The sequence below is a fragment of the Phormidium sp. FACHB-1136 genome (assembly GCF_014697375.1).
Lineage (GTDB): Bacteria > Cyanobacteriota > Cyanobacteriia > Phormidesmidales > Phormidesmidaceae > Nodosilinea.
This window is the reverse complement of the sequence record NZ_JACJRS010000072.1, coordinates 15,287-28,813: the sequence shown is the minus strand read 5'-3', so window position 1 is coordinate 28,813 and position 13,527 is coordinate 15,287. Positions and strand designations below refer to the sequence as shown.

The following is a 13,527-nucleotide window of genomic DNA, read 5'->3' as shown; positions in this document are numbered from 1 at the left end:
AAGGCATTCCGTTCAAGGATGGATACCGGATGGATGACAACCCCGATGTGACCCAGATGCAGGACGCCGCCTAGATCCTAGCCATACACCAGATTTGACAATATCTCGCGTTCTGGCGTGGTTACCTCGCCCAAACCCTTGTCTTAATCGTGCGTGCAGGAAAGTAGTCGTTGTATCCCACCCGTGCCGGTACCGACCGATTCCTAAGTGACAGATGACCTTCGAGGGTGTCATGAAATAACTGGGACGGGCTGTATAAGTTCTCTAGTGTCAGATGTAGATCACACTGTTGTCTCGCTGAAGGTGTGATTCGGGTGAAGCAGTTGTTTTGTTCTAACGTATCTTTTTCTTATCCATTGTCTTTCATGGCAGTTGGGCTAGTCGCTACTAGTATGACGTTGCCGGTGATTAGCATGATCACCCCTCTTTCAGCTCATGCGAGTTCTATGGTGACAGAAGCGTTTACCCAGGTACAGCGCACCACCGCCGATAAAATCCGTGCCTTTGGTCTAACATCCAATCTTGGCCCTCATATTCCGGTGAATATGAGGCAATCACAGGATCCGACTTCGCAGGATTCTGATGGAGGACGGGGTATCGTTGGCCTGACAGATAATCGGGTACCGATGGACAGTCGCAGCTATCCCTGGTCGGCGATTGGGCGACTACAGAGCCCGATAGATAGTACTACTATCACGATCTGTAGTGGCACCTTGGTGGCCCCGGACGTTGTACTCACCAACGCCCACTGCGTGATTAACCCCGAAACGAGCGAAATCAAGCCAAACATCACCTTTCATCCCAACATGATTGATGGCCGCGTGGCCGACCCTAGCCATATCGCCCATGCCGTAGACCTGATCTATGGCACCGACTTCTACAACGACAACCGAGCGCCCCATCCCCAGGACTGGGCCTTTGTCAAGCTGGATCGCCCCCTGGGAAATACCTACGGTACCCTGGCTTTGACCGCTCTCTCTGTGAGTGATCTGGTGCATCATCACCGCGACCAAATTATCACCGCTGGCTACTCTGGTGACTTTCCATCGACGGCACCGGGGCGTACCGCTGGCGTTCACCTAGGTTGCAATGTGCTGGGTGAAGTAGAGGGTAGTCTAATCCACGACTGCGATACCTACCCTGGATCCTCCGGTGGACCAATGATAGCGGTCATCAATGGTGAGTACCGAATTGTGGGTCTCAATTCTGCCGAGCGCACGGAGCGCGCCACCAACCCCACCACAGGCGAAGTCATCGCCAGTCAGGGCATCGTCAACTACGGGGTCAAAATTCAGCCCATCATCGACTTTATTCGTCAGTACCAGCGGTAATTGCTGAGCCAGATCGGGCTATCGTTCTCCATACCCCGATTTGGCCTCATGTTGGCCTCCCAATCTCCAATCTTTAAGCACCGATCACCAACCCCACACTCAACCTTAGATCCCCTTCCTAGGAGATGGACTATGCCCAAAATTAAACGTCGTCACTTTTTGCAGGCCGCCGGATCGAGCCTAGCGGCTATTGGCCTCAGTCAGACGGGCTTTTTGGGCCAGGTCCAGCAGTATAACCGCGCCGGTAGTGCATTAATCTACGGGTCAGAGAAAAAACAGCCAAAAACAGCAATCTACTGCCGTAAGGTCTCTAGGGTCGCCTGATTATTCTCTAGCCTGTACGAAATAGGACTACCACCGCGCCCTGGCCCAGAGTACCCCCCGCAAGCTGGCCCTGCTGGTGGGCATTAACCAATACAGCGCCCCGAATATTCCCAATCTGAACGGCTGCGTTCAGGATGTGGAGATGCAGTATGAGCTATTGGTGCATCGCTACGGCTTCAACCCCAGTGATATTGTGATGGTCAAAGATGGCTCCGACCTGCTGCCCACGCGGGCCAACATTCTGCAAGCCTTTGAGGAACACTTGATTGCCCAGGCTCGCCCTGGCGATGTGGTGGTGTTTCACTATTCTGGTCATGGGTCGCGGGTGGTGGATCCCGACCCGATTGTGGTGAGCCAGTGCGGCCCCAACAGCAACCCCAACGGCATCAACGGCACCCTTGTTCCTGGAGACGCCACCTTCACCTCCATCAGCGACACAGAGCGGGTGGTGACCGACATCATGGGCCGCAGCTTATTTTTGCTGACCCAGCGCATCCAGACCGACCATGTGTGCATGGTGCTAGATAGTTGTTTTTCGGGGGCGGGCACTCGCGGCAATGCCCAGGTGCGATCCGCCACCAGTGTCCGCCAAAGCGATGGAACGAGAATCCTCCGGCCCAGCGAGGCCGAACTGGAGATGCAGGCCCAATGGAAGCAGGATTTGGGTCTAGAACTCGATACCTTTAACCGTCGCCGATCCGAGGGCATCGCCAAGGGGATAGCCATCGGATCCGCCAGTTGTGACCAAGAAGCCTACGAACTACCCTTTGACGACGGTTTACTTGCCGGAGCCTTTACCTATCTGCTGACCAGCTATCTGTGGCAATCTCCGGCGGTGGAACCTGCCCGCACCACGCAGATCAACCTAGTCCGCAGCACCCGCCTCGCGGCCCAGAGCCGAGGTACCCAGGTGCCCATTTTCGAGGCCGCTCCCGGCAGTGATGTCCTAGCTCAGCCGTTGTACTTCGCTAATGCCCTGGCCCCCTTTGCCGAAGGCGCGGTGCTCAGCGTCATCGATAACCAAATCGAACTGTGGCTGGGGGGGATGTCGGAACACACGCTCGAGACCGCCCAACCAGGCAGTATCTACGCCCTGATTGACCCCATCACATCCGAGGAGATTGGTGACGTTTCGCTGGAGTCTCGCACGGGGCTGCGGTGCATTGCCCGTCCGGTAGAATCCATAAACGCCCGTCCGGGGCTGCTGGTGCGGGAAAAAGTAGCCGCACTCAGCCTTCCCTCGCTGCGGATCGGGATTGATTCCTCCCTGGCCACCGAACAGCAGGTAGCAAACAGCGCCCTCACCAGTGCCCTCAGCACCAGCAACGGCGAGAGTCGCGTCACGGTGCTGCCTCTGGATCAGCAGAGCAATGTGGCCTACGTGCTGGCCCGTACCGATGCCGACACCCAAGCCCGTCTGCGTCAGGCTGGAATTCCTGCCGAACATCTCCCTGCCGTGGGTTCCATCGCCCTCTACTCAGCGGATTTATCCACCGTAGTCCTGGGTACCTCTGGAGGAGCCGTGAACGAAACTGCATCGACGGCGGTGCTACGACTGCGGCCCAGACTGCGGGGCTTGCTGGCGGCACAGGTGCTGCAATCCCTGGCCGGACTCTCATCCGATTTGCGCGTCAGCGGTGAGATTATCCCCCGCAGTGGTCGGGGCGGCACAGTACCCTTTGCCAGCCGAGGAGCTAGGGGCCAGGGAGGCGTCCGCACCCAACTCGCCCCCGCCACCTACCAATCCCAAGAACTGATTGATGTTCGCATTACCAATGAGGAAAGCACCCCCGTCTATGTGGCCTGTCTCATCATCGACAGCAGCGGCAATTTTATTACCCTGCACCCCGCCCGCTGGGATGCCCCCGACCTCGCCTCCCAAATCGCCCCCGGTGAGTCCCTAGTGGTGCCCCGTGCCGAGGATGGGGTGCAGTTTCGGGTCAGCGGTTCGGGCTTTTTGGAAATCCTTACCATTGTGAGTCAGGCACCGTTGCGGGGGTTGCTCCGCAATATGCAAGCCATTGCCAGCCAAGACGGGCGAACCGACCCCACCCGTGGCGCTGTACGTTTTGGCGACGGTGCAGGCGATCACCTCAATATGCTGGATGACCTGCTGGGCGATGTAGATAACCTCTCTCGCAGCTACGCCACGGGGATGCTAGAAAGCGTGGATAGCCGAAACACGGCGGTTGAATCGCGAGCGATTGCCGCCTTTTCCACCATCCTCGAAATTGTGGAGTAGTCTCCCTCACTAGCACTGAGGGTTAGTGGCGCTGATGTCGTTGCTAGAGGCGATAGATGCGCACTGGGGATTCAGCCAAGTCAAAATCGGGCCAAAGTCGCTGCACAGGTGAGGTAAAGGGGCCCTACCCGCAGGGGGGTGATTGCTGTTAAGGAACTGACCTTTGCCCCCTCACCACTGATTCATCCCCAGAAATCTTAGCCGCAAATAGCCTCTACCAGGGTTTGCCGGGTCTTAGCCAAGTCCATGGAAGGCTTATCTACTGAGAACAACAGGCCCAGAGCATCAGCGTTCAGGTTGCGTTCAAAGAAGAATTCGGCTTTGGCTAGGGCAATGGCTTCTGCATCCAGATCGTCATGGACGAGATCCGCTTCAAGCTGCGCCAGATCGGTAGCAATTTGGTCGCGTTCTTCACCCTCCGGCATAATCTGGAAGGGAAAACGGCGGCTGGAAAATACACGGCCATCAAGGGCAAACCCCTCGATTTGCTGTTCGTAGATGGTGCCCGGTTGCAGGGGGTCGCCGCCGTAGGGCTGGATAACGACAAAGGTTTTATCCGGGGTCAGAGGAGCCGTCCAGAAGGGATCGGCCTGCTCGGTTCCTCCACCATCAGAAGTTTGACCATCGACCAGATCTTCATCGTCAGCGCCTTCGTTATCCACCACGTAAAGGGTCGTACTGTTGAGGTCGCCCTGGAGGATCAGCAGGGGTTCTAGCGTCCAAATTGTCTCACCATCACCAGGGGCAATTAGGCAAAGGCCACTGCCCCGCGACCCGCCGTCTCGGCCTCGGTTGGTGTCTTGCAGGGGGCCACCGCCAACCCAGGTGCGAAAGCGACCCCAGCTTAGCCACTGGCTGCGAATTTCGGCGGCAGCCGAGGGAAAAGGGGGAAAAGTGGCCGCCATTGCCAAACCACCGATAGCCGCTGTTATCCATCTAGCCTTATTCATAGAAAGACTCCTTGAGCTTGGGTAAACTATAAAGCCACAGGGTGAGCGACGGTAGCAGCCAGGGCAACAGCACCGCCGCCGCAAGATAGGTCTGCAACGCCAGCACCCCATAGCCCACGGTGGCCGCTACCAAACAGGCCGCCAAGGTCATCCGGCGGGGGGAGCGTTGGCGGAGGTACAGAGTCAGCGCTTTGCCGAGGGCCGCCGCCGTCAGCACCAGCCACAGGTCGGGGAGGGGAATCACCAGACGATTGTGGATGAGGTGGTGGGTGATGTAGGCGTGGGTTTCGCCGCCGGTGAAGTCGAGCAGGCGTTGTCCAGTGCGGTCGCGCCAGTAGCCAATGGCGGGGGGCTGGGGAAAGTTATCGTCGCCCTCGCGGCCAATGCCTGCGGCATCGTAGTACCCCGGCACAATCATCACCAGGGTGTTGTCGAGGCGGGAGAGGGGCAATAGGGCCGTTGCGGGGTCTTCTAAGAGCTGCCAAGCGGGCACGGTGCGATAGACCTGGGCGGGGGGAATGGAAAAGTCGATCAGCGGTTGCAGCCAGTGCTGGCCCCAGCGGGTGGAGATTCGGGTGAGGGGATGCACGTCGGCCCAGGGGGATAAGCCCAGGGATGTATCACGCTGGTAAGCCTGGACTTGGGTTTCCAGGACAGGGCCGCTCAGGCTAGGACGGGGCACATTGGGTTCGCCCCGCATGGCCCGTTGGTGAAGCATCCAGGCGGTGGCTAACTGATAGCTAAAGGGGATCTTGGCATCGGGATGGGCCTCGCGGGGCAACACATGGCGAAAGGGAATAAACGCATTGCCCTGCAAAATTCGGTCGGGGTCGATCACGGTAGGGTAGGGGGTTGTCCAGGAAAAGTCGCGGTTGCGGCTGCTGATCAACACGGGCCAGGTTTGGGTTTGTTCAACGGCTTGGCTCAAGGCTTGGTTAAGAGCGGGGTCATGGTCGGGCTGGGGCAAGTCGAGGATGTAATCTAGCCCAATCACAGCGGCCTGACGATGACTCAGCTCGGTGATCAGGTCGGCTAGGAGGGCGCGGTTGATCGGCCTGGGGGTGTCGATGCCTAGCCGGGTAAAGGTGTCAGGGTCAATCTGTACTAGCAAAATGGGCGCAGGGGAATTAGTGGCCACTTGCCCGGTGCGATCTCGATAGATAGCTTGGGCCAAAACCCGCTGATCGAGCAGCCAATCCTGCACTGAGGGCACCAGACTTAGTAGGCACAGCGCACCTACAGTCATAGCCTCGTAGGCGGTGGGTCGCCAGCGACGGGCTAGGGCACGCCAACCCACGGGCTGAATCCGGTAGGGCACCGAGTCAGGATGGCGAAACAGCGACGGCACTAGATAGGCCGAGGGATAGGTGAGTTCCTGTTTCACCTTGAGATAATCGCTGGCCTGACGCAGGGCCTCCTGCACATCGACAAACTGGGCGAGGTGCTGCAACAACTGCACCAAAAAAGTTTGGGCCACCTGGTTATGGATCGGCTCCCGCATAATCGCCACTTGGCTCAGCCCCAGGCTAATCAACGCCTGGGCAATATCTAGCCCGCTGCATGAGTTAAACAGGGCAAACTGAAGTCCGTGGCGCTGGGCTTCCTGCAAGGCGGGGGCCAGTTCTTTGATCGATAGGGCGGTATTGGGCGCAATCGCCACCTGGCCATCCAGCAGGGCCGATTCGTTGCTGTGTCCGGCAAAAAGCAACACATCCCAGCCACGAGGATCGGCAATAGTACGGCTAACCCGCTGCTTGAAGTCGTGGGTCTCTTCCCCCGGATGCCAGCCCAGGTAGTGAGTCTCCAATAGCCGAGTTTGGGCATTTAGGGCATGGCGCTCACCGGCAAAGTTTAGCTCGGTTTCGTCGCCCAAAATGGCCAGCACCCTAGCTTTACCCCGCCGGAAAGCCTGACGATTCACGGTAGTTGCCCGGATATTCGGCGGTGAACGCACGATCTGCACTTGCTGGCCCAGTTCCCAGGTTTCCCAGGGCAGGCGGGCTAGGTCTATGGGGTCACAGGCAATGAATAGCTCTAGGGCGGTGCCGTTGCGCTCCGCCGTTTGGGAAGCCATGGCCAGTTCAGCCCGCACATCATAAAGCCGGCCATCCTTCAGCCAGGTGTGAAACTCGGAGAGCATCCGCGCCTCGGCCTGCTTAAGTTGGCTGTGCCAGTCTACCTCCCCTGCCCCCACCTGACCGGCCATTCCCACTCGGCCCCGCAGTCCGTGCTTGTAGTAGCCCAGGTAGGCCCGCTGCCAAGTGCCATATAACCCCAGCAGTGCTGAAGGGAATGGCAGACTTCCCGTTAGTCGCTGCCCCTGGCCCCAGGTAAGGTCAAACAAACAGCTCTGGTCGATTTTGCGAATCGTCAAACGGTAGGACATAGGAGTAGACAGATGGTTAGTTCAGGTTGGGGCGTACCGCAGTGTGCCCGTACAGAATTAAGGATTGGTCATCGGGCTCCATTGGCCGGAGAACATAAACGAGGCCCAGTAGTAGGGGTGTTGATAGGTGGGATTGGCTATGAATTCAAGCTGTACCTGGCGTAGAGCATCGCTGCGACCCTCGTCGTTTTGTAATCGCTGGTAGTAGCGCTGCATCAGTTCGGCGGTGCCCAGGTCGTCCACTTTCCACAGGCTCATGAGTTGGCTCTCGGCCCCGGCCATGACCCAGGCGCGGCGCAAGCCATAGACCCCTTCGCCATTAGCGACCTGGCCCACCCCGGTTTCGCAGGCACTCAGCACCACCAGGCGGGTACCGCGCAGGTTTAGCCCGGTGGCCTCTAGGGCGGTGAGCACGCCATCTTCTCCGGCACTGGTGCGAGCGTTGAACCCCGCTAGGGCCAATCCAGAGCGCAGTAGGGGATTTTCGTTGCTGACGGGGCGGGTGGGATTAGCAACGGGGGCGATGGATTCTATCAGGATGGTGGCTCTGTCTCCCCGAGTGGCGTCTGGAGTCGGCATAAACTCCACATCTTCCAAGAAAAATCCGTGGGTGGCGATGTGCAAAATGCTGGGGGCCTGTACCTGCTTGAGGGCGTTTTCGGTGGCGGTAGCTTCGGTGAGGATAATGGCGTTGTTGGGCAGCAGGGGGGCGATGGCCTCGACTTCTTGCTGGGTACCGGGTAGGGGGCCAAAGCGCAGGTGGGTGATGTCGCCGGAGCGTTGGGTGGCCCTTTCGCTTGAGCCTGGATTGGCCCTCATCCCCGGCCCCTCTCCCATCGGGAGAGGGGAGGGAGATGAGGTGTCGTAGTTGGGGTTGGCGAAGAGAACGGGGGGCTGTTGACTGGGGACAACCGTTTGCAGGCGCAGTAGGTCGCGTCCGGTGGTGAGGTGGGTGAGGGTGTAGGTTTCGACCAGGTAGCGGTTTTGCTCATCCACCAGGGCGGCAAAGGGGATGAGGTTGAGCTGGCTGTCGGGGGAGAGCAGCAGGTGGGTGGCGTTGCCTAGCAGGGGGCGGATGGGGGTCATGACGAGATCATCCAGGGTGCGGGCGGTGGTGCGGGCCTGGGTGAGGTCGTTGGGGCGGCGGGTGGCGGCAAGGAAGGCGCGGGCGGCGGTGTCGATGGTTTCGGCATCGCCAAGATCGACCCATTGGGGATCACCGGAACTGTGCAGAACATAGGCGGCGTAGCGCGGTTGGCCCCAGCGTTCGGCTTGGCTGGCGGCGGGGTTGAAGGGGCGATACTGCACCAGCTCTACCAAGGCGGCATCGGCGGGTATGAGGGCCTGCACAGCCTCGATTTCCACGGGTTCGGTTTCGACCCGAAAGGCGTCACTGCGGCGGGATAGCTCGTTCTCTAGGCGGTTCACCTCCTGGCGAAGGTCGTCGAGGCGGGTGCGGTAGATCGCTAGGTCTTGGTCGCCTGGGCCTGCATAGAGTTGGGCGGCGAGTTGGGTTTGGGCGCTGGTGTAGTCATCCAGCAGGGGAGCCAGGTCAGGACTCAGATTTTGGCGCAGAAGTTGTTGGGTGTTGGTGACGGCATCGAGGACACGACCCTTGCGGCGGAGAACGGTGGTGAGGGCAATGCGGGCAGCAGCAGGAGGGGGGGCGGCAGCTTGCAGATGGAGAGAAATCGCCGTATCTGTGGTACCGGTGAGGGTTGCCATATAGTTCTGCTTACGATCCTCAGAGCCGATAGCGAGGTTGAGGCTGAGGTTGGCTTCCTCAATAGCCAACCCCTGCTGAATGTAGGACAGCGCAGGCTCAAGCTGTCCTTGAGCGGCATAGAGCCCAGCCAGGTTGTTGAGGCCAGTAGCTACATTGGGATGGCGGTCGCCGAGCCGCTCACGCTGGATGGAGAGGGCTTCTTGATACAGCGGTTCCGACTCCCAATACCAGCCTTGCACGTCATACAGCACAGCCAGGTTGTTGAGGCCAGTAGCTACATTGGGATGGCGGTCGCCGAGCCGCTCACGCTGGATGGAGAGGGCTTCTTGATACAACGGTTCCGACTCCCCATATCGGTCTTGCTCGATATACAGCCCAGCCAGGTTGATGAGGCTGTGGGCTACATCGGGATGGCGGTCGCCGAGCTGTTCGCGACGGATGGAGAGGGCCTCTTGATACAGCGGTTCCGACTCCTCATATCGGTCTTGCCGTCGGTATAGCTCAGCCAGGTTGGCGAGACTGGTAGCTACATGGGGATGGCGGTCGCCGAACCGCTCACGCTGGATGGAGAGGGCCTCTTGATACAGCGGTTCCGACTCCCAATATCGGCCTTGCTCGATATACAGCCCAGCCAGGTTGTTGAGGCTGTGGGCTACACCGGGATGGCGGTCGCCGAGCTGTTCGCGACTGATGGAGAGGGCCTCTTGATACAGCGGTTCCGACTCCCAATACCAGCCTTGCAGGTCATACAGCACAGCTAGGTTTGTGAGGCTGGTAGCTACATCAGGATGGCGGTCGCCGAACCGCTCACGCTGGATGGAGAGGGCCTCTTGCAAGAGCAGTTCCGACTCCACATACCGGCCTTGCTCGATATACAGCACAGCCAGGCCGTTGAGGCTGTGGGCTACATCGGGATGGCGGTCGCCAAGCTGTTCGCGACGGATGGAGAGGGCCTCTTGATACAGCGGTTCGGCATCCTCGTAGCGCCCTGCATGAGACAGTTCAAGACCCTGGTTCATAAGATGGGTAGCGTTGGCGAGTTGTTCTGTCCATTCCACATCAGCCGCTGTTCCGGCTCGTACCGTTAACTGGTAGCGGCCCGTTTCACCCACAGCCCATGAATTGACTCCGATGACATACGTTCCTGTAATGGGCAACTCCAGTGCCATACGCGCATTCGTTCCATCGCCCCCATCATCATCTTCATCGACTAGAACATTGCCTGGGTCAAAAAGTAGTAGATAAGCATCAAACTCATCACTGATTAAGTCAATAATGACTACCTGTCCTGCAATGCCTTCAAATAGATGATCATTGACGTATGTGCCATCGGCTGGCAAGACCTCGCTGTTCTCATCCAGCACGCCCGTGATGGTCAACGGCTCAAACTCTGGAACTGACTGGGCCACCCTCATCGCCTCCCTCTGGGGCGAGGGCCGCGACCAGGCATTGGGGCTTTGGCACATCAGTAGCGCCACTAGCAGGGCTAGACTCACCAGGCGGGGCGGCTTGCCACTTGGGCAGAGCCCAACCCATGGGCGGATAGGCTGCGGCTGGGCTTTCATCACAATCATCATCTCCTTCACTCTCTTTCACTCTCCTTCACTCTTTTTCACTCACAACGCAAACCCGATTCCCCTAGCCCTCCGGATGAAAGGCAAAGGGAGGCCAGTCTAAGGTAGATCCATTGGGCATCTCGATGGTGACGGTAAACTGCTCGTCCCAAGTGCCGATCACTTGGGCATAGAGGTAGGACAGATCCGGGCCTGGGGTTTGGCTCACCAAAATTCCCGCCGCATCGCGCACCACCAGTCGGAGGTCGGGTGGCAACTGCTCCCCAGGCACTGGCCCCAGGAAAAAGATCAGCGACCATTCCGGCGGCGAGGATTCAAACAGCGTCCAGGTGAGGGCGTAGAGTCGGAAGGGTAGACCCAGATGCTGGAGGTCGGTGTAGGCTCCTCGGGCGGTGCTGGGAATGGTGACGCCCTGGGGGTCAAGCTGCCGCAAGACGGCCTCTAGCTGTTCAGCAGGGGTGCTAACAGACATCAGGGCATGGGCTGGAGCTAAGGGCGGTAGCAGGATCCAGGACAGCCCATGGGCCACGGTATCCATTTGGTCGCACAACCAGCGGCCTGCATTGATCAGACGATCCATCGGCTGGAATAGGGCAGAGGGAGCCAGCTTCGCCTGAGCCTGGGCGGTAACGAAACGATCTGAGGTGAGTTGGTCAGGATTCAGACAGTTAAGGTACAGCAGAATATCTTCGGGAGAACTCTCGAAGTAGGCCACGGGCACGATATAAGTGCCGTCAGCTTGGGAAATGAGATCCCCTCTGTGCCGGTGGGCCAGGAGATGGTCGTGACGTAACCCTGCCAGAATCGTGACATGATCTGCCTCGTCATGAACTTCCGCCAAAATGTAGAGGTGGGCAAAGTTGGCGGCATCATCCAGGCTGCTTTTGGGGATCGTCACCACGTCATCACTGAGGCTGCCCTGGGCCACGATGGCCAGCCGGAAATCGTTCACCCTATAGAGGGAATCTGGGGTCGGCAGGGGTTCGGCCCCACCGTGCAGCGAGAGATTATCAGCCCCAGATTCTAGCCATGCCTGTAGACCCTGAACGGCCATGGCCCGCAAAAAGGTTGGCCACTGCCGACTCTGATCGGGATCTTGCTGACAGACCCGCACGGCCCAGTCGATGGCGGCGGTGGAAAGCGTGACGGTGGTGGATCGGCTAGGCTCAAACTCAAATTCTGTGGACTCGGTGGCGTGGCTCATAGGATGAAGGGCGGTGAAGGGGTGGGCAGAGAAAGAGGGCAACATCATGACTCGGTACCCGGCATAAAGGAATGAATGGTGGTGCAAAGTTGTTGGGCAAACAGGCTGTTGGCGGTGCGGCCCTTGGGTTGTTGGGCTTCGGCGGCGGCGGCGGCGATCAGGGTATCCACCTCTTCAGTCAGCAGGGCTTCTAGGGTTTGGTCGATGGCCTGCAAGCGGTCGGCAGAGACGTAGGCCATGGCCTGACGCTGCACGGTTTCGTAGAGCTGGGGTAGCAGCCGATGGCGCACCTCCGACCGCAGGCGCTTGAGGTTGAGCAAGCGGTTCACCTGCACCTGGGAGGTAAGACCAATGTCGGCGGCGAACTTGCCCATGGGTAGCCCCTGGCAGTGGAATAGGTGCAGCCCTTGGATATAGGCCCAATCTTGTGGAGGCTTGCGGCCTCGCAGCCGATCCACATTGGCCTGGATGACGGCAGCGATTGCGCCCGCTAACTCCTTCACCATGGCTTGGCGGTAGGCTTGCAAAAATTCGTCCTGGTCGTCGTCGCCTGGGTCAGGGGGCTGGCTAGCGTGATTGGTGGCCACCGTTTCCCAGTCGAGGTTGTCGCTGTAGTAGACCGGAGCTGGCCCACCCCGTACATGAACGCGATATTGACGCAGTTGCCCAGCCAGGTGGCGCAGTTGGGCCAGCACGTCTTTGGGCGACAGGTCGGGATTGATGGCCCGCAGTTGCTCGGCGGTGGGGGTTTGGCAGCGGCCCCGTTGTCCACTTAGGCGCTGGGCCATCCGCGCCCGTCGGTAAACCTGCTGATAGCGCTCTAGCAGGGTGGTGGCCTGGGCTACCTCATACTCGCTGCATAGGTGGTACTGGCGCAGGATGCGCTGAAGTTGTCCGGTCTGGGTGTCGTTCAAAATGGCCCAGTCGCTGGCGCGGTAGAGTCCTCTTTCCAAAAGCACCTGGTTCAGGGCCGGATGATGGCTGGTGCGCCGACTGGCCCACGTGCTGAGGGCGGCTTTGGCCGGGTCATAGGTGGTCAAGATCTCCAGGCTAAAGGGCGGCGGGGTATCAGCCATGCGCCCATCGTCGTCTAGCACTAGGTAGAACAAGTCGGTGGCGGTAAAGCCATAGTCTCGCCCAAATCGCTGGGCCAACCCCAGGCACACCTGCTGAATGTGATGGCTGATGAAGCACCGCAGGCTCAGCTGCGCCAGATTTGCCTCTGGGCCTTTCGCTGCCCAGATGAGAAAGATCATCCGCGCCCAATCGGCATCGGGGGTAGCGGCAACGGTAGCCCGAAACCAGGGTTCTACCCGGGGGAGTACCTGCCCCTGGCACTGGCCTGAGTTAGTCAGGCGTACCAGTTGCCAATAGCGGGAATCAATATCCATGGGCGGGGAGAGGAGCAAGTAAAGGATATCGGGCCAAGAGGTAAGCGTTGACTCTTGCCCAAAGGTTCACTATGGCTAACCGTCGGGAACTTATTCACTCGCAAGGCTAGAAGGGCGAAGAGACCTTGCCGCTAGGGTTATGCATCGCAGGGGGACATGCTAGGGTGGCCACCTAAAGACCATTACCAAGCAGAATAAACGGTACCCAGTAGGTCAAAAGGTAGCGAAGCTGCGATTTGGGGCAATTTAGTCTATTTGTATTAGATCCCCTAAGCGTATCGCTGATCCATTGAGCGCAAGCTAAACGATGGGGAGAGCGATAAAACGACAGTGAGCGCCCTCCTCGGCCATTCTTAGGGGTCAGACCAATCGCTCAGTAGACTAGTCGTTAACGAGAAT

8 protein-coding genes are annotated in these 13,527 nt (G+C 58.9%); 3 read left to right on the top strand and 5 right to left on the bottom strand.

Going from position 1 to position 13,527, the window contains the following annotated elements:
- The first annotated feature begins 446 nt into the window (after positions 1–446).
- The 3 genes from H6G62_RS18755 to H6G62_RS18745 all read left to right on the top strand — a co-directional run bounded on the left by H6G62_RS18755 (position 447) and on the right by H6G62_RS18745 (position 3,897).
- Positions 447–1,331 (top strand): trypsin-like peptidase domain-containing protein, encoded by an 885-nt coding sequence (locus H6G62_RS18755; RefSeq protein WP_190497942.1) that lies wholly within the window; start codon positions 447–449, stop codon positions 1,329–1,331.
- Positions 1,332–1,463: 132 nt separating this feature from the next.
- Positions 1,464–1,655: a hypothetical protein gene (locus tag H6G62_RS18750; protein WP_190497941.1), complete on the top strand. Its 192-nt coding sequence runs from the start codon at positions 1,464–1,466 to the stop codon at positions 1,653–1,655.
- 40 nt (positions 1,656–1,695) lie between these two features.
- Entirely contained in the window at positions 1,696–3,897 is a 2,202-nt protein-coding gene (locus H6G62_RS18745; RefSeq protein ID WP_347239383.1) for a caspase family protein, read from the top strand.
- Between the two features lie 197 nt (positions 3,898–4,094).
- Here H6G62_RS18745 and H6G62_RS18740 read toward each other — a convergent pair whose 3' ends face one another.
- The 5 genes from H6G62_RS18740 to H6G62_RS18720 form a co-directional block, all read right to left on the bottom strand.
- A complete protein-coding gene (locus tag H6G62_RS18740) occupies positions 4,095–4,847 on the bottom strand; it encodes a hypothetical protein (RefSeq protein WP_190497938.1) in 753 nt (250 codons plus the stop codon).
- Positions 4,840–7,233, bottom strand: a complete 2,394-nt coding sequence (locus H6G62_RS18735) for a CHASE2 domain-containing protein (protein ID WP_190497936.1) — start codon at positions 7,231–7,233, stop codon at positions 4,840–4,842. The genes H6G62_RS18740 and H6G62_RS18735 overlap by 8 nt, the downstream gene beginning before the upstream one ends.
- 57 nt (positions 7,234–7,290) lie before the next feature.
- Positions 7,291–10,524 carry a CHAT domain-containing tetratricopeptide repeat protein gene (locus H6G62_RS18730; RefSeq protein WP_190497934.1) on the bottom strand — a complete coding sequence of 1,078 codons (3,234 nt, stop codon included), beginning with the start codon at positions 10,522–10,524 and terminating at the stop codon, positions 7,291–7,293.
- A 73-nt stretch (positions 10,525–10,597) separates the two neighbouring features.
- On the bottom strand, positions 10,598–11,785 hold the full coding sequence (locus H6G62_RS18725; RefSeq protein ID WP_199325109.1) for a DUF1822 family protein: 1,188 nt from the start codon (positions 11,783–11,785) through the stop codon (positions 10,598–10,600).
- On the bottom strand, positions 11,782–13,128 hold the full coding sequence (locus tag H6G62_RS18720; protein WP_190497931.1) for a hypothetical protein: 1,347 nt from the start codon (positions 13,126–13,128) through the stop codon (positions 11,782–11,784). Before H6G62_RS18720 ends, H6G62_RS18725 begins: the two co-directional genes overlap by 4 nt.
- Between the last annotated feature and the right edge of the window lie 399 nt (positions 13,129–13,527).